The 24,124-nt window shown below is 74.3% G+C and carries 26 protein-coding genes; 12 read left to right on the forward strand and 14 right to left on the reverse strand.

The genetic code is table 11. The annotated features are described in order from the left end of the window. Positions 1-1,223, reverse strand: a 1,223-nt coding sequence (locus ACQEUR_RS00005; RefSeq protein WP_433023691.1) for a sensor histidine kinase, incomplete at its 3' end; no start/stop codon positions are given. Further along, positions 1,220-1,915 (reverse strand): response regulator transcription factor, encoded by a 696-nt coding sequence (locus ACQEUR_RS00010; RefSeq protein ID WP_433023693.1) that lies wholly within the window; start codon positions 1,913-1,915, stop codon positions 1,220-1,222. The genes ACQEUR_RS00005 and ACQEUR_RS00010, both read right to left, overlap by 4 nt. 122 nt (positions 1,916-2,037) lie before the next feature. Between ACQEUR_RS00010 and ACQEUR_RS00015 the strand changes: the two genes are divergently transcribed. The 4 genes from ACQEUR_RS00015 to ACQEUR_RS00030 all read left to right on the forward strand — a co-directional run bounded on the left by ACQEUR_RS00015 (position 2,038) and on the right by ACQEUR_RS00030 (position 6,124). Beyond that, entirely contained in the window at positions 2,038-3,798 is a 1,761-nt protein-coding gene (locus tag ACQEUR_RS00015) for a BTAD domain-containing putative transcriptional regulator (protein WP_433023695.1), read from the forward strand. A gap of 47 nt (positions 3,799-3,845) precedes the next feature. Continuing rightward, positions 3,846-4,583: a helix-turn-helix transcriptional regulator gene (locus tag ACQEUR_RS00020; RefSeq protein ID WP_433023697.1), complete on the forward strand. Its 738-nt coding sequence runs from the start codon at positions 3,846-3,848 to the stop codon at positions 4,581-4,583. A 58-nt stretch (positions 4,584-4,641) separates the two neighbouring features. Further along, positions 4,642-5,295: a winged helix-turn-helix domain-containing protein gene (locus ACQEUR_RS00025; protein WP_433023699.1), complete on the forward strand. Its 654-nt coding sequence runs from the start codon at positions 4,642-4,644 to the stop codon at positions 5,293-5,295. 130 nt (positions 5,296-5,425) lie between these two features. After that, positions 5,426-6,124, forward strand: coding sequence for an alpha/beta fold hydrolase (locus ACQEUR_RS00030; protein WP_433023701.1), 699 nt, complete (start codon positions 5,426-5,428; stop codon positions 6,122-6,124). Positions 6,125-6,155: 31 nt separating this feature from the next. Here the strand turns inward: ACQEUR_RS00030 and ACQEUR_RS00035 are convergent, their stop codons facing one another. From ACQEUR_RS00035 to ACQEUR_RS00090, 12 genes are all read right to left on the reverse strand, one after another. Beyond that, positions 6,156-7,301, reverse strand: a complete 1,146-nt coding sequence (locus ACQEUR_RS00035; RefSeq protein WP_433023703.1) for a LysM peptidoglycan-binding domain-containing protein — start codon at positions 7,299-7,301, stop codon at positions 6,156-6,158. Between the two features lie 14 nt (positions 7,302-7,315). Next, on the reverse strand, positions 7,316-7,750 hold the full coding sequence (locus ACQEUR_RS00040) for a pilus assembly protein TadG-related protein (protein ID WP_433023705.1): 435 nt from the start codon (positions 7,748-7,750) through the stop codon (positions 7,316-7,318). Further along, complete coding sequence (locus ACQEUR_RS00045; protein WP_433023707.1) at positions 7,747-8,259, reverse strand: TadE/TadG family type IV pilus assembly protein; 513 nt, start codon at positions 8,257-8,259, stop codon at positions 7,747-7,749. Before ACQEUR_RS00045 ends, ACQEUR_RS00040 begins: the two co-directional genes overlap by 4 nt. After that, a complete protein-coding gene (locus ACQEUR_RS00050; protein ID WP_433023709.1) occupies positions 8,256-8,708 on the reverse strand; it encodes a TadE/TadG family type IV pilus assembly protein in 453 nt (150 codons plus the stop codon). The genes ACQEUR_RS00045 and ACQEUR_RS00050 overlap by 4 nt, the downstream gene beginning before the upstream one ends. A gap of 4 nt (positions 8,709-8,712) precedes the next feature. Next, a complete protein-coding gene (locus ACQEUR_RS00055; protein WP_433023711.1) occupies positions 8,713-8,940 on the reverse strand; it encodes a hypothetical protein in 228 nt (75 codons plus the stop codon). Positions 8,941-8,977: 37 nt separating this feature from the next. Continuing rightward, positions 8,978-9,847 carry a type II secretion system F family protein gene (locus ACQEUR_RS00060; RefSeq protein ID WP_433025801.1) on the reverse strand — a complete coding sequence of 290 codons (870 nt, stop codon included), beginning with the start codon at positions 9,845-9,847 and terminating at the stop codon, positions 8,978-8,980. Further along, on the reverse strand, positions 9,847-10,743 hold the full coding sequence (locus ACQEUR_RS00065; RefSeq protein ID WP_433025804.1) for a type II secretion system F family protein: 897 nt from the start codon (positions 10,741-10,743) through the stop codon (positions 9,847-9,849). Before ACQEUR_RS00065 ends, ACQEUR_RS00060 begins: the two co-directional genes overlap by 1 nt. A gap of 73 nt (positions 10,744-10,816) precedes the next feature. Beyond that, positions 10,817-12,394, reverse strand: a complete 1,578-nt coding sequence (locus ACQEUR_RS00070; RefSeq protein WP_433023713.1) for a CpaF family protein — start codon at positions 12,392-12,394, stop codon at positions 10,817-10,819. Beyond that, positions 12,384-13,184 carry a ParA family protein gene (locus ACQEUR_RS00075; RefSeq protein ID WP_433023715.1) on the reverse strand — a complete coding sequence of 267 codons (801 nt, stop codon included), beginning with the start codon at positions 13,182-13,184 and terminating at the stop codon, positions 12,384-12,386. Before ACQEUR_RS00075 ends, ACQEUR_RS00070 begins: the two co-directional genes overlap by 11 nt. 2 nt (positions 13,185-13,186) lie before the next feature. After that, positions 13,187-13,762 (reverse strand): SAF domain-containing protein, encoded by a 576-nt coding sequence (locus ACQEUR_RS00080; RefSeq protein WP_433025807.1) that lies wholly within the window; start codon positions 13,760-13,762, stop codon positions 13,187-13,189. Positions 13,763-13,839: 77 nt separating this feature from the next. Continuing rightward, positions 13,840-14,757: a hypothetical protein gene (locus ACQEUR_RS00085; RefSeq protein WP_433023717.1), complete on the reverse strand. Its 918-nt coding sequence runs from the start codon at positions 14,755-14,757 to the stop codon at positions 13,840-13,842. Then, on the reverse strand, positions 14,751-15,314 hold the full coding sequence (locus tag ACQEUR_RS00090) for a hypothetical protein (protein WP_433023719.1): 564 nt from the start codon (positions 15,312-15,314) through the stop codon (positions 14,751-14,753). The genes ACQEUR_RS00085 and ACQEUR_RS00090 overlap by 7 nt, the downstream gene beginning before the upstream one ends. A 666-nt stretch (positions 15,315-15,980) precedes the next feature. Between ACQEUR_RS00090 and ACQEUR_RS00095 the strand changes: the two genes are divergently transcribed. From ACQEUR_RS00095 to ACQEUR_RS00130, 8 genes are all read left to right on the forward strand, one after another. Next, positions 15,981-16,760: a prepilin peptidase gene (locus ACQEUR_RS00095; RefSeq protein WP_433023721.1), complete on the forward strand. Its 780-nt coding sequence runs from the start codon at positions 15,981-15,983 to the stop codon at positions 16,758-16,760. A gap of 242 nt (positions 16,761-17,002) precedes the next feature. Next, on the forward strand, positions 17,003-18,214 hold the full coding sequence (locus ACQEUR_RS00100; protein WP_433023723.1) for a hypothetical protein: 1,212 nt from the start codon (positions 17,003-17,005) through the stop codon (positions 18,212-18,214). Positions 18,215-18,403: 189 nt separating this feature from the next. After that, positions 18,404-18,700 carry a hypothetical protein gene (locus ACQEUR_RS00105; RefSeq protein WP_433023725.1) on the forward strand — a complete coding sequence of 99 codons (297 nt, stop codon included), beginning with the start codon at positions 18,404-18,406 and terminating at the stop codon, positions 18,698-18,700. A 116-nt stretch (positions 18,701-18,816) separates the two neighbouring features. Then, positions 18,817-20,097 carry an MFS transporter gene (locus ACQEUR_RS00110; protein ID WP_433023727.1) on the forward strand — a complete coding sequence of 427 codons (1,281 nt, stop codon included), beginning with the start codon at positions 18,817-18,819 and terminating at the stop codon, positions 20,095-20,097. 191 nt (positions 20,098-20,288) lie between these two features. Continuing rightward, positions 20,289-21,359 (forward strand): LuxR C-terminal-related transcriptional regulator, encoded by a 1,071-nt coding sequence (locus tag ACQEUR_RS00115; RefSeq protein WP_433023729.1) that lies wholly within the window; start codon positions 20,289-20,291, stop codon positions 21,357-21,359. A 43-nt stretch (positions 21,360-21,402) separates the two neighbouring features. Continuing rightward, complete coding sequence (locus ACQEUR_RS00120; protein ID WP_433023731.1) at positions 21,403-22,041, forward strand: hypothetical protein; 639 nt, start codon at positions 21,403-21,405, stop codon at positions 22,039-22,041. Then, positions 22,020-22,439 (forward strand): hypothetical protein, encoded by a 420-nt coding sequence (locus ACQEUR_RS00125; protein WP_433023733.1) that lies wholly within the window; start codon positions 22,020-22,022, stop codon positions 22,437-22,439. The genes ACQEUR_RS00120 and ACQEUR_RS00125 overlap by 22 nt, the downstream gene beginning before the upstream one ends. Positions 22,440-22,656: 217 nt before the next feature. Further along, on the forward strand, positions 22,657-24,018 hold the full coding sequence (locus ACQEUR_RS00130) for a hypothetical protein (RefSeq protein ID WP_433023734.1): 1,362 nt from the start codon (positions 22,657-22,659) through the stop codon (positions 24,016-24,018). The last annotated feature ends 106 nt before the right edge of the window (positions 24,019-24,124 follow it).

Below are 24,124 nucleotides of genomic sequence, written 5' to 3' on the forward strand. Positions count from 1 at the left end.
CAGCTCGAAGATCGTACCCTCTTCGCGTTGTAGACCCGCAGCATGCCGCCGTGGGCCTGGGCCACCCAGCGCACGATGGGGAGACCGAGCCCGCTCGACCCGCTCCCGCTGGTGAACCGGTCGAAGTTCTCCCGGGCCACCGCCGCGTCGATGCCGGGCCCGTGGTCGGCGACCATGACCCGCCCGCCGGCCACCGTAATGTGCACCACCGCGATGTCGCCCGGGCGACGTCCGTGCCGCAGGGCGTTGTCCAGCAGGTTACCGAGGGCCCGTTGCACCAGCACCGGGTCCACGTTCACCTTCGTCGGGGCGGCGGTCACCGTCACCCGTGCGCCGTCGGTCGGGGTCTCCTCCACCACCGTACTGACCAGCTGGTCCAGCCAGACCGGCTGGATGGCGAGCTGCTCCACCCCGGCCGCCAGCCGGGCCCGTACCAGCAGTCCGTCGATGATGGTGCCCATCCGGACGGCGAGGTGGACGGTACGCGGCAGCAGGTCGGCGCGCTGGGTGGGATTGTCCAGCGCCGTCTCGGCCAGCGCGCGCAGCGCCGCCACCGGCGTACGCAGGTCGTGCGCGGTCTCGGCCAGCAGCACCTCCTGCTGCTCCAGGGCGGCGGTGGCGGGCCGGATGGCGCGCCCGGAGAGCAGGTGCCCGGCCAGCCCGACGACGCCGATGAGCAGGACGCAGGCGCCGACCGTCAGCAGGACCACCTGGTTGTGCCGGTCCCGTTCCTCGGCCGTGTCGGCCGCCGCCACCACGGCACCGACCCACTGCCCGTTGTCGTTGCGGAACGGTTCCACGCCGACCCGCACCAGGTCCCCTTCGGTGCTGCGCACGTAGCCGTTGACCAGGTCGCCGGTCTTGACCCCCTCGGCGGCCAGGCTGTTCAGCAGCGCGGGATCCAGCGGTACGCAGGAGCGCTGGCTGAAGTGCGGGGTGAACGCGTCCGCGTCGCCGGGCAGGATCGCGAACTGCGGGCAGCTCGTGTTGAGCTCGTCCTCGTTGACGTACGTGGTGATGACCGGGCCGTCGTACCCGACCAGCCGGGTGACCGTCGAGGTGACCCGGCGCAGCTCGCCGTCCAGCTCCTCGACTCCCCGCTGCTGGTCGGCCCGGACGAAGAGCCCGGCGAAGACGATCAGGCCGGCGGCGTTCATCACGGTGAAGAGCGCGGTGAGCCACCAGCGCAGCCGGCGGAGCCGTTCCGCCGCCGAGCCCCTCACGAGGGCCGCTCGGCGAGCCGGTAACCCCGGCCCCGCACGGTGTGGATCAGCGCCGGCTCGCCGAGCTTGTTGCGCAGCCGCCGGACGACCACGTCCACCACGTTGGACATCGGGTCGGTGCTGCTGTCCCAGCAGTGGTCGAGCAGTTCGGAGCGGCCCACGGCCTGCTGCGGCCGGGTCATCAGGTACTCCAGTACGGCGAACTCCTTCGCCGTCAGGCTGAGCAGCACCCCGGCCCGGCGCACCTCCCGGCGGGCGCAGTCCACGACCAGGTCGGCCAGCCGCAGCACCGAGGGACGGCCGCCGCCGGTACGCCGGCTCAGCGCCAGCACCCGGGCGGTCATCTCCGCCACCGCGAACGGCTTCACCAGGTAGTCGTCCCCGCCGTGCTCGAAGCCGGCGACCCGGTCGGCGAGGCTGTCCCGCGCCGTCAGGAACAGCACCGGCACCGCCCAGCCCTGCTGGCGCCGACGGTGCACGTACCCGATCGCGTCGCCGTCCGGGAGCATCCGGTCGAACACCACACAGTCGTACGCCCCGACGCGCAGGGCCGCGTGCGCGCCGGCGATGTCGGCCGCCTGCTCGACGCGCAGCCCGGCGCCGGCCAGCTCGGTGGTCACGGCCAGCCGCAGGTCCTCGTCGTCCTCGACCACCATCACCCGCATCGGCTGCCCTCCCGGCGCGCGTCTCATCGGGAATCCCGGCAGCTCACCGGGACCCTCGGACATGTCATCGGAACCTCATGTGCGCGGACGGATCGTATGGGTGGCGCGGGGCGACCGCCACCGGCGAGCGCGATCGGGGAGGCGCGGGCATGGTGCTCTTCCATGTACTGGGACCACTGGAGGTGCACAGCGGTGCCGTGCACCGGCTCGGCGCGAGCAAGCCCGCGACGCTGCTGGCGACGTTGCTGCTGCAGCCTAATGCCTGGGTGACGGTAGATCACCTGGTCGAGGCCACCTGGCAGGAACAGGCCGTGCCGGCCTCGGCCGAGGCCAACCTCAAGACGTACGTCTGGCAGCTGCGCCGCCTGCTGTCGGAGCACGACGGCGGCCCGCGGATCGAGAGCCGGCCCGGCGCCTACCGGGTGCGGGTCGGCCCCGGCGAGCTGGACGTGGACCGGGTCGGCGAACTCGCCGCCGAGGCCCGGCTCGCCGAGGTGCGGGGCGACCCCGACAGCGCGGCGGAGCAACTGGAGCGGGCGCTGCTGCTGTGGCGCGGGCGCCCCTTCGAGGGCCTCGACCTCGCGGCGTCGTCCGATGCCGCGGACCGGCTCGACGAACTCCACCTCGACTTGCGGGAACGCCTCGCCGAGCTGCAACTGCGGCTCGGTCGCGGCGACGCGGCGGTGGCCACCCTGCGGGCGGTCACCGCGACCGCCCCGCTGCGGGAGGAGGCCTGGGCGCGGCTGGTGCGGGCGCTGCACGCCGAAGGGCTGCGGACCGAGGCGTTGGCCGCCTACCGGCGGGCCCGGGAGGTGCTCAGGACCGAGCTGGGCGTCGAGCCGGGACCGGCCCTCGCCGAGGCGCACCGGCTGGCGCTCTGTGGGGCGGAGCCGGCCGGACCGCGCCGCGAGCTGCCCCGGGACGTGTCGTTGGTGGGCCGGGCGGCGGAGCTGGCGGTGGTGCTGGGTGCCGCGCCGCCCGCCGTACCGGGGGTCGCCCCCGTGGTGCTGGTCGACGGCATGGCCGGGGTCGGCAAGACGGCGCTGGCGGTGCACGCCGGTCACCGGCTCGCGCCGCGCTACCCGGACGGGCAGTTCTTCGTACGGCTGGGTGGCGACGCCCCGCACGGCCGGCCGGGCTCGGCGGTGGTGCTGGAGCGGCTGCTGCGCGGGATCGGCGTGCGGGCCGCCGACCTCCCGGGTGATCTGGACGGCCGGGCCGCGCTGTGGCGCTCCGAGCTGGCCCGGCGCCGGGTACTGCTGGTCCTGGACGACGTCTCGGACGCCGAGGAGCTGGTTCCGCTGCTGCCCGCCGCGCCGGGCTGCCTGACCCTGGTGACCACCCGCAACCGGGGCTGGCACCCGGACGGCGCCACCCGGATCCGGCTGGCGCCGCTGCCGGCGGCGGACGGCGCGGCGCTGTTCCGGTCGGCGGTCGGCGGCCAGCTCACCGCCGCCGACGAGCCCGCCGTCGAGGCCCTGGTACACCGCTGCGGCGGCCTTCCGGCGGCGCTGCGCGACGCCGCCGCCCGGCTGCACTGCCGACCACACTGGACGGTGCGGCGGCTGGTCGAGGAGCTCGACGAGGATCCGTGCCGGACGCTCTCCGAGGCGGTCCGCCGCTCGATCACCGACACCTGCCAGCGACTGCACGGCCGCGAGCTGGCCGCCTGGCATGCCCTCGGCGAACTGCCCGGCGAGTTCGGCGCCGCCACCGCCGCCGCGCTCCTCGGGATCGCCCCGGCGACGGCGGAGCCGGCCCTGGAGGCGCTGGTCGACCGGGGACTGCTGGACGTCGTCTCGGCGGAGCGCTACCGCAGCCACGTACTGATCCGGCACCTGGCCGGCTGTGCAACGCCGACCGGGCGGCCCGCCCGGGACAACCGTCGCGCCCGCCGGCGGGTCGCGTGAGCGAGGCGGGCACCCGCCACCTCGTTGCCGATAGGAGGGAAGCTCGGATGACCATCCAGATCGAGTCGACCGTGCCGCACCGGTACGTCCGGAGCCGGCCGCCGCACCCGTCGACGGCGATGGGCCGGGGCGGCCAGCCGGTGCTGTCGACCCACGCCGGGGTCGACGCGACCCTGGCCACGGCCAGCCGGGACGTGCTGATCACCAGCACCCTGCGCGGGTCTCCCGAGGGCCCGATCGGCATGCTCCGGCGGGTCGACCACGAGAACCTGCGCCGGGGGGTGCGTTACCGGGTGCTCTTCCCCGATCGCGCCCGTACGCTCCCGGGGCTGGCGTCGCGGCTGGGCGCCCTCGCGATCGCCGGTGCCGAGGTGCGTACGGTGCCGGAGGTCCCGATGGACGCGACCGTGGTCGACGGGGCGTTGGCGATGCTGCCCAGCGACGGGCGGGACGGCCGGCCGGGTGGCGTGGCGATGTTCCGGCTGCCGAGCGTGGTGAGCACCATCGTGGAACTCTTCGAACGCATCTGGCCGTCGGCCGTGTCGCTCACCGCCTCCGACGTGCCGGAGGGGGCGGGGCTGACCGAGCGGGAACGGGAACTGCTCGCCCTGCTCTCGGCGGGCTGCACCGACGAGTCGGCGGCGGTCCGGCTCGGCATCTCGGTCCGCACCGTCCGGCGGATGATGTCCGCGATCATGAATCGGCTCGGCGCGCGCAGCCGGTTCCAGGCCGGGATCAAGGCCGCCGAGGGCGGGTGGCTGGTGACCGGTCCGGCGCAGCGCTGACGCCCGAACTGATCTTCCGTCTCGCTCCGGCCCGCCCGGGCCGATACCGTATTGGATTGTGCGGGTACTGGTCACCGAGGACGACGAGTCGCTGCGGGTGGCCGTCGACGCGTCGCTGCGCGGGGCCGGGTTCGCCGTGGACACGGCGGTCGACCTGCCCGAGGCGGACGAGGCGTTGAGCGTCAACGGCTACGACTGCGCGGTGTTCGACCGGATGCTGCCGGCCGGGGACTCGCTGCGCTACGTGGCGGGCCGCCGTCAGGCCGGCTGGCCGGTGCCGGTGCTCTTCCTGACCGGGCGGGACGCGGTGGACGACCGGATCGCCGGATTGGCCTGGGGCGACGACTACCTGGTCAAACCGTTCGCGGTCGCCGAGTTGGTGGCGCGGGTGCGGAGCCTGTGCCGGCGCGGCATGCCCGGTCACGCCCCGGTGCTGCGGCACGGGAACATCGAGGTGGACGGCGGCCGGCACGAGGCGCGGCGCGGCGGGCGGCTGCTCACCCTCACCGCCAAGGAGTTCGTCGTACTGGAGCGGCTGGTGGCCGCCGGCGGCGAGCCGGTACGGCGGGCCGAACTGATCGCGGTCGCCTGGGACGAGATGGTCCCGCCCGCCTCCAACGTGCTCGACGTGCTGATCGCCCAGCTACGCCGCAAACTCGGCGCACCGCCGGTGCTGCACACCGTGCGTGGCATCGGCCACCTGCTGCGCTGACCCCTGAGGCGGCGGCCGGCACCACGGGACCGGCCACGCCTCGGCGCGGCCGGGGCGTGGGGCGAGCCGGCCGGGTGGTGCCGCCGAGACCGGTTCCCGGAACGTCGGACCCGTTCGCTACGTTGCCGACATGGCCGAATTCGTACTGGTGGCAGGCGCCTGGCTCGGGGCACGGGCGTGGGACGAGGTGGTCCCGGAGCTGCGTGCGGCCGGTCACCGGGCCCACCCGTTGACGTTGTCCGGTCTCGCGGAGCGGCAGGGCGTGCCGGCGGGGCAGCAGACCCACGTCCAGGACATCGTCGACGAGATCGAACGCGAGGATCTGCGCGACGTCGTGCTGGTCGGGCACAGCTACTCGGGCATTCCGGTCGGTCAGGCCGCCGAGCGGATCGGCGACCGGCTGGCCCGGGTGGTCTTCGTCGACTCCAACGTCCCGACCGACGGGGGGTCGTTCGTCTCCGCCTGGCCGAGCGGCCGGGCGATGGTGGAGGCCTCGATCGCCGAACACGGGGGCTTCTGGCCGCCGCTGACCGCTGCCGACTACGAGGGCCAGGGGCTCACCGCCGAGCAGATCGCCCGGATCGTGGACAAGTCGACGCCGCACCCGGGCGCCACGCTTACCGAGCCGGCGGTGCTGACCCGCCCGCTCGGCGAGCTGCCGGCCACGTACGTCAAGTGCCTCCTCGACGGCGACGAGCCGGGCGACACGGTGGCCGGGCTGCTGACCAGCGAGCACTGGCGGCTGGTGCGGATGGACACCGGCCACTGGCCGATGTTCTCCCAGCCGCGCGAGCTGGCCCGGATCCTGCTCGACGCGGCCGGGGCGTGAGGTTGTCCCACCCGCCCCGGCCACCCGTCCGCTAGTGGCGCAGGCGGTGCCGGCCGTTCCCCAGGGCGGCGCGGCGGTCGGCCCGGCCCCGCAGGCCGAGCACGGCACCGATCTGCGCACCGACGATGCCGGCCACGGCGATCACCGCGGAGACCGCCAGCGGGCGGTTCAGCCCACCGACCGTGTCGGCCCGGGAGGACCCGAGGACGTAGGTGGTGCTGTCGTCGTCCCCGGCCGGCTGGGCGGGTACGGGGGCGGCCGGCGGACCCGCCGGCTCCGGCGCCTGCCGCGTACCACCGGCCGGCGGTTGTCCCGCCGACGGCTGCCCGGCCGGCGGCTGGCCCGGCTGCGGGGCGTGCCCTGGCTGCTCGGCGGGTGGCCGGCCGGGCTGTGCGGTCTCGCCGTGCCCCGGCGGCGGTATCGCGACCAGGCCGCTCGCGTGTTCCCGGAAGCCCCGGTCCTTGGCGACCGGCGGCAGGTGCAGCAGTTGACCCGGCCGGATCCGGTCCGGGTCGCGGATCTCGTTGAGCCGGGCCAGCTCCGGATAGCGGTTGAACTCGCCCAGGTAGCGGTCCGCGATGTGCCCCAGGTAGTCGCCGCGCTCCACCCGGTAGACCGGAACCCCCTCCTCGCCCAGGTCCGCCGCCCCGGCCAGCCAGGCCGGCGCCGGACCGGCCGCGGTGCCCGGCAGCCCGGCCGGCACGCCCGGCGCCGAGCCGAGCGGGCCGCCCGGTGCGCTGCCGGCGCTCGGGGCGGCCGGGGCCGACGCCACGGTGGCCACCGCGGCGCTGGCGGCCGTGGCGGCCGGGCTGGTGACGACGATCAGCGCCACCGAGCCGACCAGCGTCGCCGCCCAGCGCTGCTGCCGACCCAGGCCGGGCAGCCGGACCGCCGGCCGGCGCAGGATCCGGGCGGGCAGCTCGACCAGTACGGAGAGCGCGAACGTCGCCCAGCCGGCCCAGCCGACGAGCGCCAGGGCGCGCAGGAAGAGTTGCCCGTCGTCCCGGCTGGTCAGCGTCGTGCCGATCTGGTCCAGCGTGGGCAGGTGGTCGGGGAGGGGATTGCCGGCGAGGGCGAGCAGCGCCAGCGGGGCGCCGCCGAGCAGCCCGATCAGGACGATCAGCGCCCCGAGGCCGGTGACGAACCGGCCGGCCGGGTGGGTCCGCGGTGCAGGCATGAGGGGTCTCCTGTTCAGCGGTTGGTCGAGGTGAGGAGGGTGGCGGTGGCGGTGCCGGGTACGTCGACCGTGTCGGCGAAGCCGAACAGGTCCAGGAACGCCCGGTCGTAGTTCAGGTCGAGGCGTACGGTCAGGGTGGGGTTGTCGTCCTCGGTGTCGAACTGCAGGTCGCGGAAGGTGACGCCGTCGACGCCGGCGAGATAGTCGCGGACGGCGTCCTCGGCGGCGACCGGGTCGAGCACGGTGGTGCCGTCGTCGAGCAACTGGCCGAGGTCGATCGCCTGGCCGCCGGCCCGGGCCGCCTCGGCGGCGAGGTTGTCGGCCCGCTGCATGGAGCGGAGCTGCCCCGCCCCGTCGTAGGCGAGGGCGATGATGGTGAGTATCCCGATCATGGCGACGGCCAGGAACAGGCTCACCCGTCCCGCGTCCCGGTCGGGCCGCCCGGTCACGACTGCCCCCGGCTGCGGTAGCGGTCCAGTGGCGAGGCGAACGTCGCCTCGGCGGCGGTGTACTCGGGCGTCCGGGGCAGCAGCGGCATCCGCAGGTTGCCCACCGACACGTCGCAGGAGACCGTCACGATCACCGAGGCGTCCGCGCCGAGGGCGCTGGCGAACACCTCGTCGACGTCGGCGCGCTCGCCCTCCAGCGTGCCGGCGAAGGCCAGCTCCGGCGCCTCGGCGCAGGCCAGTCCCTCCCAGCGCAACCGGTCCTGGACGGCCTGCCGGGCCTGCTCCCGGGCCTCGTCGGCGGTACGCGAGATCGAGGCGGCCCGAGCGGCGTCGTGCGCGGCCACCTCGATCGCCTCGTTGGCGATGGCGGTCCGGCCGGCGACCCCGGCCAGGGCCACCAGCGCCAGGAAGGCCGGCGCGAGGATCGCCACCTCCACCGAGACCGAGCCCCGGTCCGCGCCCCGCCCCCGGGCGGCCCGCCGGCCGTCCGCCGGTCCGCGCCCGGTCACGGCGGGCCCTCCTCGGTGAAGCGTTCCACGGTGCCGAACGCCGTCTCGGTGATGCCCGGCAACGAGACGAACGGCATCACCCGGAGCGGTTCGCCGGTGACGGTGGCGCTCACCTGCTCGTCGTCCGGCTCGGGCACTGTCACCGTGACCTCCCAGCCGACCAGCCAGTCACCGGCCCGGTCGAGGAACTCCTCCGCCCGGTCCGCGCCCACCCCCGGCTCCGCCTGGTACGCCCGCTGGGCGGCGACGGCCGACTGGGCGGCGTTCAGCGCGGTGGCCCGGGCGATGAACCAGGCGGCGGCCTGGATCGAGGCGAGCAGGAGCAGCAGGATGGCCGGCATCAGCACGGCCAGCTCCACCGGGGTCGCCCCCCGCTCCCGGTCGTCGCCGGTAGGGCCGGTGCGGGTCCGGCCGGCCCCGGTCAGCCGGATTCCTGGCAGCGGTGGCACCGGGTCACTCGGGTTCGCCGCCGGTGCCCGGGGCACCCGGGACCGGGAGGTCGCCCATCCACGCGCTGACGCTCTGCGAGACGGCGATGGTCAGCGCCACGGCCGCCGCCGCCAGGCCGACGATGATGACGGCGGTCGGCACCGGGCTGTCGCCCCGGTCCCGCTGGTCGTCGCGCCGCAGTTCGGCGAGGCGTACGGCCAGTGCGGTGTAGAGGTAGGTGACGAGTCGCATTGCGGACTCCCTTCTCGCCGACATCGGATGTCGCCGGTCAGATGCGGGCCATGAACGGATAGATGACGAAGCCGACCAGCACGAAGACCAGCAGCGCGCCGGGCACGTCCAGCCGGCTGGTCACCGCCTCGGCCCGGGCCAGGCTGTCGGTGCGGATCTGGTCGCGCAGCGAGTCGGCGCGGCCGCGCAGCGACTCGTGCACCTGGGCACCCTCGGTCCCCGAGGACTGCATGATGGCGCCGACGTCCCCGAGCTCCGGGATGCCGATCTTCTCGGCGAGTTCGCGCAACTCGTCCCAGGGAGCGTGCATCTGCAACTGGGCCATCCGCAGCGCCTCCCGGACGCGTTCGAAGACCCAGCCGTCGCAGACCTCCGCCGCCCGTTCCAGCGCCTGCACCGGTCCGTGTGCGGCGGAGAGTTGCAGGGCGACCAGGTCGAGGTACGCGCAGACCGCCTGCCGGAACTCCCGCCGGGCCCGCTCCGCCTTGACCAGTACGCTCCGGTGCGCCATCAGCATGGTCACGAACGCGAAGCCCAGCGCGGCGACGGTGGGCAGCACGATCGGCGGCCGTACCCCGGCGATGAAGAGGGCGGTGCTGAGCAGGGCCGGCGAGGCGAGTCCGATCAGGCCGGAGAGGACCAGCGAGAGGGCGTACTGCTCGGGGGTCTGGCCGATCAGCGCGAGCTGGCGGTGCGGCGGGCGCAGCCAGCGGGCGACCCCGCTGAGCCAGTCGAGGTCGCGTCCGGCGGCCCCGCCGGGGCGGGACAGCCCGGGCGGCTGGTGCAGCCGGCGCAGCGCCGGGCCGAGCGCGGGAGCGGCCGGCAGCGCCTCGCGGACCAGGAGGAACAGGCCGAGCCCGACGGCACCGCCGCCGAGCACGCTGACCGCGAGGTGCCAGTTGAGGATCACGCGATCGCCTCCCCCGGGTCGGGCGGGGCGAGGAACCGGGCCGGTCTCGGCGGCAGGCTCATCGCGCGTACCCAGGCCAGCAGGCCGACGAAGGCGCTGCCCAGCGCCACCATCACGAGCTGCCCGGTCGGGGTCTGGTACGGCGCCATGTAGGCGGGGTTCAGCAGCCCGTACGCCAGCACCGCCAGCGTCATCCCGGTCAGGAAGCGCACCGCGAACCGGGGCTGGGCGCGCTTGGCCTCGACCTCGCGCCGGGTGGCGACCTCGGCCGCCGCGGCGGTGGCGATCGCCCCGAGCACGTCGCCGAGCCGTTCGCCCCGGTCGGTGAGGTGCAGGATGAGTGCGGCCACCACCTGGTCGCAGACCGGGTCACCGATCTCGTCGGCGAACGCGAGCAGGGCGGTCCTGCCCCGCCAGCCGGCCTGGAGCCGCGCGGCGAGCAGCCGTACCTCCTCCTCGATCTCCGTCGGCGTGGTCGCGACGGTACCGATGATCGCCTGTTGCAGGCCCTGCCCGGTGCTCGACACGTCCCGGAGCCGGCGGGTCCACTCGCCGATCGCCTCGATCCGGGTGATCGCCCGGCGCTCGGCGCGGCCCGCGGTGAACAGCCAGGGCGCGCCCGGGACGGCGATCGCGACCAGCAGGCCGACCACCGGTACCCCGGTGAGCAGGAACGCCACCGTGCCGGCCAGCGCCGCGGCTACCAGCAGCGCCTGGTGGGCCCGCTGCTCGCGGCGGCTGGTGCCGCCGCCGAGCCAGAGCCGGCGCAGCCCGGGACCGGTGCCCGGCTTCGCCGGCCGGGTGGTGCCGACCACCGCGACGACCGTCAGCACCAGGCCGGTCACGCAGGCGGCGCCGGAGAGCACCGCGATCAGCTCGATGTTGCCGGGCATGGTCATCGCGCCGTCCCGCCCGGGCGCCCCGGCGTCGGTGGCGGCCCCGGCGTCGGTCGCGGCCCCGGCGTCGTCATGCCGACCGGCCGAGCTGGCTGTGCCGGGGACGGCGCCAGGCGCCGGTGCCCACCTCGATGTAGCGGCTCAGCAACCGGGCGTCGTAGCCGACCCGCAGCAACTGGTCGCGAACCCGTTCGGGCAGGTGCCGGGGGATCGCCCGGCCGTCCGGACCGGGCCCGAAGACGGTGGTGGTGATGATCCGGTTGCCGTCGCCGACCCCGACGATCTCCTCGACGTGCGAGACGAAGCGGTGTTTGCGGCCGCCGATCGCGGTCTCGTCCTCGATGGTGACGTAGACGATCAGGTCGAGTGCGTTGCCGGCCATCCGCCGGGCCTGGTCGACGGTCATCTCCCGACCGTGCGAGAGGGCCAGCTCGATGATCCGCTCGCTGACCCCGGCCGGGGTACGGGCGTGGATCGTGCACATCGAACCCCGGCTGGTGGTCATCGCCTGGAGCATCGGCACGATCTCCCGGGACCGGACCTCGCCGACGATGATCCGCAGTACGCCCATCCGGAGCGCGACCGGGATCAGGTCGGCGATGGTGACCTCGCCGGCCGGGCGCCCGTCCATGCCCCGTTCGCCGTGTCCCTCCCGGGACTCGAAGCTCATCACCGCCCGGTGCCGCAGCCCGCGCCGAGGGGGCAGCAGTTCGCGGCTCTCCTCCAGCAGCACGTACGGCTCGTCGGCCGGGATCTCGTGCATCAGCGCCCGGATCACCGTCGTCTTGCCGGCCCCGGCCAGCCCGGCGACCATGATGTTCAGCCCGGCGCGCATCGCCGCCCGCAGGAAGTCCCGGACCAGCACGTCGATCATCTCGTCCAGGTCGACCCGGGCACCGGCGAGGTCGTCCAGGCTCACCTCGACGGTGTTGTGCTTGCGGATCACCGCGTACGGCCGGTGGCTGACCAGGAAGACCGCCGCCAGCCGGCTGCCGTCCGGCAGTTGCAGGTCCAGCGTGGGCTTGGAGGTGGAGAGGGACCGCTCGGTCGCCCCGGCCCGGCGCGCCGCCGCCTGGAGGATCTGCACCATCTCCTCGTCGCTGTCGGCGATCGGCTCACCCCAGTCGACGCCGCCGCCGCGCCGGGTGATCCGGACCAGGTCGCAGCCGAGGATGTGCACCTCCTCGATCGAGGTGTCCACCAGCAGCGTCTGGAGCCGCCCCAGCCCGACCAGTTCGGCGTTGACCTGGTCGAGCAGCAGCCGTTCCTCGGCGGCGACCATCGGCGTACCGGCCCGGCGGGCCGCGTCGGCGTACTCGGCGACCACCGCCACGGCGAGCCGGCCCCGCTCGGCGTCCTCCTCGGCGGCGGTGAACTCCCGGCCGCGCTGCCAGAGGGTGAGCCGTTCGCTCAGCTGCCGGCGCAGCTCCCGGACCACCGCGAAGTCGACCCGGGCCCGGGGCGTCGGCTCCACCGGGTGCACCGGCGGAGGTGGCGCCGGCGGGTACGGCGGCACCGGCGGGTAGGGCGCCGCGCCGCCGTTGGCCACCGCGGCCGGGTGCGGATATCCGTTGTGCGGGATCGTCTGCCAGGTGGCCGCCCGGGGGTCGGGGGCCCGGGGGTCGTGCGATACCGGCTCAAACCGCATCCGGCACCTCCTGGGCGGCCGGCCAGCCCAGCCGGGCCCGGCGCCGGTCGAGCAGCGCCCGGACCGGCACCTCCAGGGCGCTGGCCGCGCGCATCAGCGGCCGGTTGGCCCGCACCGTGCCGCCGTGGGCCAGCACCTCGGCGGTACGCGGGTCGTCCGGCAGTTGGGCGATCACCGGCAGCCGCAGCGCCTTGGCCACCTCGGACCGGCCGTGGCCGCCGCCGACCAGCAGCAGCCGCAGCGAGCCGGCCGGCACCCGGTGCTCGGCGAAGTCCCGCTCGATGGCCTTCACGGTGGCGTGCGTGGCGGAGAGGTCGGGCAACCGGGGGGCGGTCACCAGCAGGACGATCTCCGCCGCCCGCAGTACCGGCCAGGGCGGCCCGACCACGTGCAGCCGTCCACAGTCGACGATCACGTCGTACCCGGGCTGCCCCTTGTCCAGGGCGGCGAAGAAGTCGGCGAACCGCTGCCAGAGCGGGACCACGCTGCCGGCCTGGGCCGGGTCGACCACGCCGGGCAGCAGCAGCCGTTCCCGGTGGGGCGCGTCGAGGTCGACCAGCTGGGACCAGAACGCCTGCTCCAGGTTGCCGTCGCGCAGCTCGCCCACCGCCAGCTCGCCGATCCCCCGGGGGCCGGGCAGCACCCCGCCGAGGTAACCGGCCAGCACCGAGCCGCCGGACGGGTCGCACTCGGCGAGCACCACCCGGTGGTGCCAGGAGAGCGTGCAGGCGAGGGCGGCCGTGGTCACTCCGGGCGACCCCTTGGCGGAGACCAGGGCGATGATCGACATGATCAGGCTGCCGCGCTCAGTACGACCGCGATCCGGTCGCTGGCGGCCAGCGACACCACCGCCGGTACGTCCCGGACCGCCAGCGCGAGGTAGAGCACCACACTGTTGGCGGCCGGGGTGGCCATGTCGATGACGGTGGCCTGGAACCGGGTGGCCGGCGCACCGGCCTCGGTGTCCCGGCCGGGCGTGCTGAGCAGCAGCACCTTGTCGCCGGGACGGAGCTTCTTCGCCGGCACCTCGCTCGGTTTGAGCCCCACCGACACCTGCTGCTGCCCGGGGCCGAGCAGGGGCTTGTCGGTGAGCTGCGCCATGGTCAGCAGGGTGCCGGGGGTGAGCGTCACCGTGGCCCGCTTGCCCAGCACCTCGCCGAGCCGGTCGGCCGGCACCGGGGCCAGCCCCTGGCCGCCGGCCACCTGCACGGTGACCACGTCGTCGGCGCTCAGCGCGGTGCCGACCGGTACGGCGCGGGCCACCGCGAGGTAGTTGCCGGTGGCCCGTACGGAGCTGACCGCGAAGGCGGAGCCGAGTCCGCCGAGCGCGATCAGCAGCACCGCGAGGCCGAGCAGGCCGGGGCGCATCCGGCGCTGCCGTACCAGCCGGGGCGGGTTGACCGGGGCGTCGACCGGCCCGCCCGTGGTCGTCGTGGGAGCCAGTGTCACCCCGTCACCACCTGGAGTTCGTCGATCTGGATGGAGCCGGTGTCGGAGAGGCTGGCGGTGAGTACGCCGCTCTCGCCGCCGCCGCTCCACGGCACCCGCCAGTGCTTGGTCGCGGTGATCTCGTACGCCCCGCCGTCCTGGCCCCGGCTCGACCTCGGGTAGCCGGGGTAGGCGCAGGCGTCCCCGGGCGGGCGGCGCGGGTCGTGCGCGCCGGCCCGGAACGGGATGCCCGCCGTGGCGCAGGTCTCGGTGTCGCCGTTGCCCATCGCCCAGACGATCCGGTTCGGGGTGGCGGCGATGCTGACGCTGACCCCGCCCACCTCGTCGGATTCCTCCTCGGTGTTCCAGCTCGACGCGTCGTAGAGCCAGACCGGGATGCCGACCAGCCCGGGGCGGCCCTGCGGCGCGGTGCGGATGACCGGCCGGGCCAGCGGCAGCGAGGCGAGCAGGTCCCGGGCCACCTGCTCCGGGTCCGGCGGGTCGAAGCCGGGCGGCGGGTCGGGAAGGAAGACGGTGTCCGAGTTGGCCAGCCCGCTGGAGCAGCTGACGAAGTACGCGGTCTGGCCGGCCGGAACTCCGGCCGGCTGCGGTTCGGCGCGCTTGTAGTAGCAGTCGTCGTCGCTGTTGAACCAGCCGCGCAGGTTGTCGTAGCAGGGCACCGTGGTGCCGTCGTCCTTCTTGCAGACCCGGCTGCCGCCGCCGCTGCCGTCGCCGCCGCCGGTGTCCGAGCCGCCTCCGTCGTCGCCGCCGGTGTCGTCACCCGGATCGTTGTCCCAGACGTTGCAGTGCGGCTGCCCGGCGGGACACTCCGCACCGGGGGCCCGGGCGGAGGCGGGCGTTGCGCCCGTGGTCAGCGCGGCGGCCAGCAGCAGCCCGGCGGTGGCGCCGGCCGTGAACATCCGCCGGGTCAGCACGGCTGGTCCTTGTGTACGCCGCTCTCGTTGACCAGCCAGCGGCCGTCGGGATAGCGGCTGGCCGTCGCGGTGGCGACGTAACGTCCGCCGACCGAACCCGGCACGACGGATCTGTCCCGTTGGTAGATCAGTTTGTAGCCGGTGGTGTCGATGCAGTCCTGGATCGACACCGTGGCGGGAACGGCGTCGAGACTGACCTCGGTCACCACCGGGTCGGAGACGATGTTTCCGGTACGCATCGCGCCGTGCTCCTTCGCGTCGCGAATGGCGATCCGCACCCGGGTCAGCAGCGGATCGCCAAGATATTTCCGCAGTCCCGGATCATGCGGGTCGGCCGCCAGTTCCGCTTTGCGGGAGGCGGCGAGATATCCGGCATAGGCGGCCAGTGCGGACTTCTCCGCCTCGGCGGCGGCTCGCGGGTCGACACTGCTCGCGGCCTCGGCCCCACCGCCCGGTGCGGCGGCCGATCCGGAGTCGCCACCGCAGCCGGTGCTGGCCCCGAGCGCCCCGACCACCAGCAGGAAGATCGGAAAACCGGCCAGTTGCCGTACGCGCAACGGGGTCTCCCTTCTCGTGTCGTCGCGCCCCACGCGCGCCCGACTGTCCGCACCGGAACTCCCCCGCGTCGCCCCGGTGCGGGTGGTCGCCGTGCTCCGCGGGAAATCTCGACGGGCACGACGGCTCCGGCCCGGGGGTCGGTGGAAAGGCCCGGTGCCGTGTCGCCTGCATTTGACTGAGTCGATCTAGTTTTCGATCCCACCGTTGTCTATTCGGCCGGGACGCCTGGTTGTTTGCCGATAGTTGCGCTTCATCCAGATGGCGAGCATAGGCTGACCCGCGACGATGCAACAGGGTCTATTCGAGGGAATACGTACCGTTACGATCTCCATAGCCGATCATCATCGAACTACTAAGGTGCCGATCGATATGTCCCGAGTGATCCGCCGGTCGTCCGCCGGCTCCGGTGGCCGGTGTCCACCGGCGCGGCACGGACCGCTGCCCGTGCGAATTGCGATGGATGACGGCGTTCGGCCACTTTCGGTACTCGGGCATTCGGGGTTAATCGCCGAGCCGATCGACGGGGCGTCCGGGGCCGTCCGACCATGCGCCGAGGCCGCCCGGCAGGTCGCCGCCGCCCCGGCCGGCTCAGCGCCTCGCGATCATGAAATTACTCTGCGTATCAGTCGCCGCCGGCTCGCCGGCCCGCTTCCGAGGAGGTCACCATGCCCCGGACCGCGTCCCGTCCGTCGTCGCCGGCGACGACCACCCCCACCGCCGGCGCCCGGCTGGGTGCCGCCATCGCGGTGCTGACCGTGGCACCGCTGCTCCGCTGGCTCGTCGCGGCCGAGTCGGTGCCGCCCGACCGGCCCCGCCGGGCCGGCTGTGACGCCTGCGGTACGCCGATCGGCCCGACCGGTCCACTGGCCGCCCTGTCGCCGCTGGCCCGGTGTCCCGGCTGCCGCTCCCGGTACGGGGCACCCCCGTTCGCCGTCGAACTCGCGCTGCTGCTCGCCGTCGCGGCGCTGCTGGCCGCCGCCCGTCCCGGCTGGGAGTCGCTCGCGTTCGCCTGGTGGACGGCGTGCGCCGTACCGCTGGTCTTCGTCGACGTGGCCGTGCACCGGCTGCCCGACCGGCTCACCCGGGCCGCCGCGCTCGGCACCCTGGCGCTGCTCGGGCTGGCGGCCCTGGTCGGGGCGGACGGGGCGGCCTGGTGGCGGGCGGTCCTCGCCGGTACGTCGGCGGCGCTGCTCCTGGGCGCCTCCACCCTGCTGCTGGGCCGGCGCGGCTTCGGGCTGGGCGATGCCAAGCTGGCGCTGAGCAGCGTGGCGGTGCTCGGCTGGCTCGGCTGGCCGGCGGTCTTCACCGGGTTGGTGGTGACGTTCCTCGCCTCGGCGGTGGTCGGACTGGTCCTGCTGGCCGCCCGTCGGATCCGATGGCGGGGCCACCTGCCGTTCGGCCCGTTCCTGGTGCTGGGGACGATCGTCACCCTGGCGGCGGCATGACGGCGAACGGCGGCGGCCACGACGCGACGGCGGGGTGCAGGTCATCCGTACGGCCGACGGGCCGGCAGGCTGTCCGGACGCGAATGGCCGGCCTGCCGTTCAGGGATCGTCGCGGCGGACCAGTCCGAATGCGACACAACCTCGGGCATCCGGCGGAGGACCGGGTCGTGCGGCGGTCCGGCTCCCGGTACGGTACGGCCGTCATTCCAAACTTGATCTTGCGTTACCCATCGGGGGAATCCATGAACCTGCGTACGCGGCGCGTCTGGGCGCGGGTCGGGGTCGGCACGGTCGCGTGCCTGGCCACCGGCGCGCTGATCACGCCCGGCGGTGCGGCCCACGCACTGGAGCCGGTCGGCGCCGACCTGGCGCTGAGCGTCTCGCCCGGCACGACCGTCAGCGGCGACGAGTTGGTGAAGTACACCGCGACGGCGAAGAACAACGGACCGGGCGACGCGGTCGGCTGGGACTTCGAGTACGACCTCAGCGGCCTGGACGACAGCGTGACGACGTTCGGCAAGGTGTCCAGCCGCGGCTGCGAGCTGACCGGCGAGAAGGTCGTCTGTGCCGACCCGATGAGCCTCAGCCCGGGGCACAGCTTCCTCCAGCACCTTCCGTTCACGCTGGAGCGGGTGCCCGGCGCCTTCGGCAAGGCCGGCACGATCACCGTGACCGTCCTCGCCGAGACCGACCCCGACCAGGGCAACAACACCGCGAAGATCGACGTCGAGATCCCGCCGCTCGGGGTGGACCTTGCGGTATACGCCGACGACATCCGGCAGGTCACCGACGCAGGCGAGCTCACCGACCGGCCGGTACCGCCGGGCGGTGCCAGCCTGATGTTCGGTGCGGTCGGCAACTTCGGCGACTCGATCGCCGAGGGCCTCAGGGTCTCCGTCACCCTGCCGCGTCACGTGACCTTCGCCGAGGTCGAGCCGGGCTGTGACTACTCCGCCGACAACCGGACCGCCACCTGCGAATACCAGCAGATCAACCTGGTGCCGGCGGACCGGGACACCAGCGAGGACGACCAGATCTACTCGGCGATCGGCGTCTACTTCCCGGTACGGGTCGACCAGGACGCGCCCGGCCCGGTCACCGCGCAGGGCGGGAAGTTCTTCAGCAACGCCCTGGCGGTCGGGACCGAACTCGGCACCGCGGCCCTGGGCCGGAGCCGGAGCGCCGCGCTGCCGCAGGGCGTCAAGGCCCTCTCCGCCGACGAGGTCCAGGACGCCGACCCGAGCGACAACAGCTACGGGTTCGCCGCGCACATCGGGGCGCCGACCGGGGACGACGGCGGTGCCGGCGGCGGCCTGCCGGTCACCGGTGTCCAGGCGGGCCTGCTCGGTGGCGTCGGCGCCGGCGTACTGGCGATCGGCGGCCTGCTCCTCCTGCTCGCCCGGCGGCGCCGGGTCGTGCTGGTGGCCCCCGGAGACGAGACTCCGGCGACCTGACGCCGGCGGACGTACCGACAGGCGGGCGGGGTGCGTGTGCACCCCGCCCGTCGGTGTCCTGCTGGTGGACGGCACGGTACGCGGCTGCCGCGCCGTCTCCACCCGTCACAGCGGCACCGCTGGCCACGGTGGTCGCGAGGTACCGGGATAACGGCCGCAGCCGCCACGGGGCGGGCCTAGCGTGAGGCCATGGACGCCGAACGCGCAGTGGTGATCGAGGGAGAGCTGCACGAGCTGCTGGTGATGCTGGCGAACCAGCGCAACCAGACGCCGGAGGAGATCGTCACCGAGCTGATCGAGACGGAGTTCGAACGGATCGAGCCGGGGATGCTGGACGACCTGCGCCGGCCGGGCGCGGCCATCAAGCGGCTCTACGCGGCGACCGGCCGGCCCGTGCCGGAGGCGTTCCGCGAGGCGGTGCCGCCCGAGTTCGGCCGGCGGCCGGCCCTGGCCATGGACGACACCGGCCAGTTCGCCCGCTCCTAGCGCGCCCGCCACTCGCCGCCGCGGGCACCTGGGAGCCCGGCCTGCCGTACTAGGCTGCTGACCATGGCGGTGGCATCGATCAAAAGCGATGCAACGGTTGGGCCCGGACGGCGTCGGTGACCGTCCCGGTGCGCGCCGTGTGGCGGCTGTCCGGTGTGCCGGTGATGGCACTCTGGTCGTTGGCCGGGCGCTTCGGCTTCGGCATGCTCAACCTCAGCCTGCTGCTCTTCGTGCAGGCGGAGACCGGGTCGTACGCGACCGCCGGGATCATCTCGGCCAGCAGCCTGCTGGGGACCGCGGCCGGTGCGGTGGTTCAGGGCCGGCTGATCGACCGTCACGGACCGTCCCGGCCGATGCTGGTTCTGGTGGCCCCGCACGCCGCCCTGGCGGCGGCCGAGGTAGCCGGTATCGCGGCGGGGATCTCTCCGGTGCTCCTGGCGGTGGTGGTCGCGGCTCAGTGTGCGACCCTGCCGGCGATGGCGGTGGCGTCGCGGGCCATGTGGCCGCACCTGATCCCCGAGGGGCCGACCAGGGACGCGGCGTACGCCTACGAGGCGGTCAGCTTCGAGCTGTGCTGGTTGCTCGGGCCCGCCGCCGCCGGGCTGCTCGCCACCCTGATGTGGCCCGGTACCGCGCTACTGGTCAGCCTCGGGCTGGTCACCGTGGCCGCGCTCGGGTTCTGTCTCAGCTCCGCCGTACGGTCCCACCGCGGCGTGTCCGCAGCCCGGCCCGCCGCCGGTGCGACGGCCGTCGGCGGACGCACGGGGGTACCGGGCCAGGGTGGCCTGCCGACCCTGCTGGTGGCCGCGGCCGGGTTCGGACTGGCGATCGGTTTCGTCGTGGTCGGCGTGGCCGCCGGAACGGCCGCGAACGGGGCACCCGAACTTGCCGGCCTCCTGCTCGCGATCTGGTCACTCAGCTCCGTGCTGAGCGGGCTGGTCTACCAGCGTCGGCCCTGGCCCAGGACGCTCTCAACGCGTCTGCCGGTGTTGATGTTCGCCCTGGCCACGTTCCTCGGTGTCCCGGTGCTCGCCTCCGGGCTGGCAGGCCTGACGGTGATGGTCGTGCTGTCCGGTGCGACGCTGGTCCCGCAGGTCAGCACGCAGAACACCGTCCTGGACGGTCTGGTGCCGCCGGCCCGGCTGACCGAGGCGTACGGCTGGGTGACCACCGTCATCGCGATCACGAACGCGGCCGGCCAGGCGCTGGGCGGCCTGGTGGTCGAGCGGTACGACCACCGGACGGGTTTCCTGGTGGCGGCGGTCTGCGTCGGCGCCCTGACCCTGCCGGTGGTGCTCCGCCGCCGGACGCTCACCGGCCCCGGCCCCGGTCGCCGGCCCGACGGCAACGCCATCGGCACCGAGGAGTGTCCGGTGGGGCGACGAGCATCCGGGTGACCGGGGCGGAGGGCGCGCCGGAGCGTGCGCGCCCTCCACGATCATCAACCGGTCCCTGCCTGGCCAAGCGGGAACCGCCGGCCGTTCGTACGGCTCGCCGCGTCCTCCGCCCCCGACCGGCGTTTCCTTAGGTAATCGCACCAGTGCGCACCGCTGTTGTCGATTGACAGGAATGCCGATAGGGCGAGGAAGTGAACCAGCATGCACTCTGCCTCGGGACGCTGACCGGGATGGCCGAGCTGCCACCCGGGGCCGCCGAGATCGCCGTCGAGGTGGAACGGATCGGCGCCTCGCCGGGCGATGTCGGCGAGCGGGTGCCGGAGCTGCTCGATGTGCTCCACGGGCTGGTGCCGTTCCAGGCCTCCGCGCTGTACGTGCTCGACCCGGAGCGTGGCGAGTTCGAGCCGGTGAGCGACCGGGGTTACAGCGAGACGGCCGCCGCCTACATGCGCACCCCGGAGCACTACCGGGAGATGGAGTTGCTCGGCATGCACCGCGACCGGGCGCCGATGTGCGTGCGGGACACCCCGATGCCGCCCGGGGAACTGCCCTCCTGGGCCGAGCACCTCGAACCGGCCGGCTTCCGCGAGGGAATCGGGGTTGGCCTGTTCAGCCCGGACGGCCATCAGCTCGGCATGCTCACCCTGCACACCGACACGGTCGCGCATCCGACCGACGCGGCCCGCGACTTCCTCGGCCTGCTCGCCCCGCTGATCGCCGAGGCGGTCGACCCGATGCGTTCCATCGCCACCCTGGCCGGGATGGTCGGCGACGCGCGGGCGGGCTGCATACTGACCCGGGCCGGTAACCTGCTGCCGCTGCCGGGCCTGCCGTCACATCCGCTGCTGCACCCCGGCGCGCCGCTGCTCCGGGTGGCGGCCGAGAGCCTGGCCGACGGTCGGGTACACGCCACGTTCCTCTGCCCGTACCAACCGGACGACGGTCCGGACGGGCACGTGCGGATCACGCTGCTGCCGTGTCCGTACTCGTCGCCGCCGCACCTGCTCGCGGTCGTCCTGGTCTCCCCGCCCGGTGACCTGCGCGGACTGACCTGGCGCGAGCTGGAGATCCTCGGCCTGCTGGTGGAGGGCTGGTCCAACCAGCGGATCGCCAGCGGGCTGGTGATCGCTTTACGGACCGTCGCCGCGCACGTCGAACACGTCCTGACCAAGCTGGCCGCCCCCGGTCGTACCCTGGCCGCCGTCCGGGCCCTGCGGCTCGGCCTGTACGTACCGCGCGCTCTGGCGCGGGTCCGGAGATGACCCGCCGAGCCGGCGTGCCGGCACGCCCTCGTGGCGGTGCCCGGTGACCGGTCGCCCGGCGTCGTCGGCGGAGGTCGCCCGCGAGGCGACGCGGATCGCCGCGAGCGGGGCCGGCATCGAGGACCGGGCGGCGGAGCTGCTGGGGCTGGTCCGTCGGGTGGTGCCGTACGAGGCCGCCTGGATCGCCCTGGTCGACGACCCCGCCCGCCGCTACGCCGAGCTGGCCGGCACCGGGTACGGCGAGCGGGTCCGGGACTACCTCGGCACCCCCGAGCTGCTGGACCAGGTGGAACTGGTCGGGCTCAGCAGTTCACCGGTCCCGCAGCGGGGCCGGGACTCGCCGGTGCCGCTGGCCGAGCTTCCGGTGTGGGGCGACTACTACCTGCCCGACGGTTACCGGGAGGGGATGGCGGTTGGGCTCTTCACCGCCGACCGCCGCCACCTCGGTGTCATGGTCATGAGTACCGACACCCCCGACCATCCGACCGATGCCGAGCGGGACGTGGTCGCCGCCCTGGCGCCCGGATCGCCGCCGCCGTCGACCCGGTGCGGTCGGTGTCGGTGCTGGCCCGGGTTGTCCGCGACGCGCGGGCGGGCGTCGTGTTGGCCCGCTGCGGCGGTACCCGGGCGCTGCCCGGCCTGCCCGGACACCCGCTGCTCGTGCCGGGCTCGGCGCTGCTGAGCGTGGCCGGCCGGCAGCAGGAGGACGGCCTGCGGTACGCCTCGTTCCTCTGGCCGCGCCGGCCGGGTGGCGACGGGGAGGACCGGGAGAACCTGTTCCGGGTGGTGGTGCTGGGCTGTCCCACGACGCCGGCCCGGCTGCTGGCGGTGGTACTGCTCTCCCCGCTGCCCCGGGCCCCGCTGACCCGACGGGAACTGGTGATCCTGGGGTTCCTCCTGGAGGGCTGGTCCGAGCAGCGGATCGCGGTCGGGTTGGACCTGGCGGTAGGGGCCGTCTCGGAGATCACGATGCGGATCGTGGCCCGACTGGCGGCCCCGGACCGGCACACCGCGCTGGTGCGGGCGGCCCGGCAGGGCTGGTTCATCCCGCCCTGCTCAGGGACGCCGGCCGGGTACTGAGCATCGACAAAATCGGTACCGGGCTGTTGTAGTCATCCAATTACGTTCGGTAGTCTTCGACCTGGAGCATCGACGGCTTCCGAGGCGGCGAAGTCTTCGATCAGCGACCCCTCGGCCCGGCACCGGTCGTCCGGCCACCGGTGCCGGCCGGGCCGACCGGGGCCGGCCTGCCGCGTGGAGAGCGGCCGTTGCCGCGCTAGCCCCGAGGGGGCGTCCGATGAACAACGTCGGGTTGTTTCCGTTGCCCGTTCCCGGTGACCCCGCCGGCCGGACGCCCCGGCACGCCGCCCGGCGCCGGCTCCTGCTGGCGATCAGCGTCCTGCTCTGCTCCGCCGTCCTCGCCGCCGGGACCCTGGTGCTGCTGACCTGGCCGGACGAGGAGCCGCCGCTGGTCCTCGACGAGCCGTACGCGGTGATCTGGGGACGGACGTTCACCCGGCCGGTGGAGATCGCCGCCGACCAGGTCAGGCTGCGGCGGGTGACGATCCGCGCCGCCGGCCCGGCGGCGATCCGGGTACGCCCCGGGGTGGCGGGCGCGGTCGTCGAGGACACCGAGATCCACTGCGTCGGCCGGGCGACCGACGGGATCGTGCCGGGCGGCTACTCGGCGGTGCGGGTCGCCACGCACGGCTGCCGCCGGTCCTTCGCCCAGCACCCCGGCGCGGCCGCCACGGTGGTCGACTCCGAGCAGGACGGCCGGCCGTACTCCCCGGACGGGCCGGCGTCCGCCGGCCCCGATCCCGATCTGCCGTCTCCCGGCACCCCGTCTCCCGGCACCCCGTCTCCGGGCGCCTCGTCTCCCGGTACCCCACCGGCCGGCACGCCGCCGACGCCGATCGGGCACTGGCCGGGCCCGGGAAGCGCGGGTGTGCCGGCCGGTACGTCGCTGACCAGCTCCGGCCCGCTCGACCTGCGCCGGCCCGGCGAGGTCGTCAGCGGCCTCGACATCCGGGGCTGTGTCGCGGTACGGGCCACCGACGTGACCATCCGCCGGTCGCGGATCAGGTGCGACAGTCCGGCGGTCGCGGTGCACCTGCGGGGCGCCGGGGCCAACCTGCTGCTGGAGGACGTGGAGATCGACGGTCGGGGACGCAGTGCCGCGGCGGTCTGCTGCGGCAGCTACACCCTGCGCCGCGTCGAGGTCCACCACGTGCTCGACGGGCCGCACCTCGGCTCCCGTGCCACGGTCGAGGAGTCCTGGCTGCACGACCTGGTCCGGGTGCCCGGCGTCCCCGGCGACCTGCTGCTGGTCACCGGCGGCAGCCGCCTCGTGGTCCGGCGCAACCGGCTGGACGCGTACCGGCCGTCGACCGGGGACCCGTTCGGCGCCTGCCTGATGATCGGCTCCCGCCCCGGCCCGGCGGTCCGGGACCTCCTGGTCGAGGGGAACTACTGCGACGGCGGGACGTACGCGATCGGCGTCCGCCCGGATCTGGTCGCGGCCGGGATCGTGATCCGGGCCAACCGGTTCGGGCGGCACCACCGGTCCGGCGTCATCGCCCGGCCCGATCACCGGGGGGTGCGCTGGGACCGGGGAAGCAACCGCTGGTTCGACACCGGCCTGCCCGTACTGCGGTGATCGTCCGATCTTTCCCGTGGCGTGGGTCACACCGGAGCACCACCCGGAACAGGGAGCACCATTTGTTACTTGAGCCGTACAAGCTCAACTAACGATGGCAGGTGTC

The organism is Plantactinospora sp. CA-290183 (assembly GCF_050936375.1).
Lineage (GTDB): Bacteria > Actinomycetota > Actinomycetes > Mycobacteriales > Micromonosporaceae > Plantactinospora.

What these genes read in the sequence shown, in the direction of transcription:
- ACQEUR_RS00100 (WP_433023723.1), top strand. Translation starts at nt 17,003, where the DNA reads ATGAACCTGCGTACGCGGCGCGTCTGGGCGCGGGTCGGGGTCGGCACG.
- ACQEUR_RS00080 (WP_433025807.1), bottom strand. Translation starts at nt 13,762, where the DNA reads ATGCGCCCCGGCCTGCTCGGCCTCGCGGTGCTGCTGATCGCGCTCGGC.
- ACQEUR_RS00105 (WP_433023725.1), top strand. Translation starts at nt 18,404, where the DNA reads ATGGACGCCGAACGCGCAGTGGTGATCGAGGGAGAGCTGCACGAGCTG.
- ACQEUR_RS00095 (WP_433023721.1), top strand. Translation starts at nt 15,981, where the DNA reads ATGCCCCGGACCGCGTCCCGTCCGTCGTCGCCGGCGACGACCACCCCC.
- ACQEUR_RS00055 (WP_433023711.1), bottom strand. Translation starts at nt 8,940, where the DNA reads ATGCGACTCGTCACCTACCTCTACACCGCACTGGCCGTACGCCTCGCC.
- ACQEUR_RS00130 (WP_433023734.1), top strand. Translation starts at nt 22,657, where the DNA reads ATGAACAACGTCGGGTTGTTTCCGTTGCCCGTTCCCGGTGACCCCGCC.
- ACQEUR_RS00015 (WP_433023695.1), top strand. Translation starts at nt 2,038, where the DNA reads ATGGTGCTCTTCCATGTACTGGGACCACTGGAGGTGCACAGCGGTGCC.
- ACQEUR_RS00030 (WP_433023701.1), top strand. Translation starts at nt 5,426, where the DNA reads ATGGCCGAATTCGTACTGGTGGCAGGCGCCTGGCTCGGGGCACGGGCG.
- ACQEUR_RS00075 (WP_433023715.1), bottom strand. Translation starts at nt 13,184, where the DNA reads ATGTCGATCATCGCCCTGGTCTCCGCCAAGGGGTCGCCCGGAGTGACC.
- ACQEUR_RS00070 (WP_433023713.1), bottom strand. Translation starts at nt 12,394, where the DNA reads ATGCGGTTTGAGCCGGTATCGCACGACCCCCGGGCCCCCGACCCCCGG.
- ACQEUR_RS00065 (WP_433025804.1), bottom strand. Translation starts at nt 10,743, where the DNA reads ATGCCCGGCAACATCGAGCTGATCGCGGTGCTCTCCGGCGCCGCCTGC.
- ACQEUR_RS00010 (WP_433023693.1), bottom strand. Translation starts at nt 1,915, where the DNA reads ATGAGACGCGCGCCGGGAGGGCAGCCGATGCGGGTGATGGTGGTCGAG.
- ACQEUR_RS00035 (WP_433023703.1), bottom strand. Translation starts at nt 7,301, where the DNA reads ATGCCTGCACCGCGGACCCACCCGGCCGGCCGGTTCGTCACCGGCCTC.
- ACQEUR_RS00020 (WP_433023697.1), top strand. Translation starts at nt 3,846, where the DNA reads ATGACCATCCAGATCGAGTCGACCGTGCCGCACCGGTACGTCCGGAGC.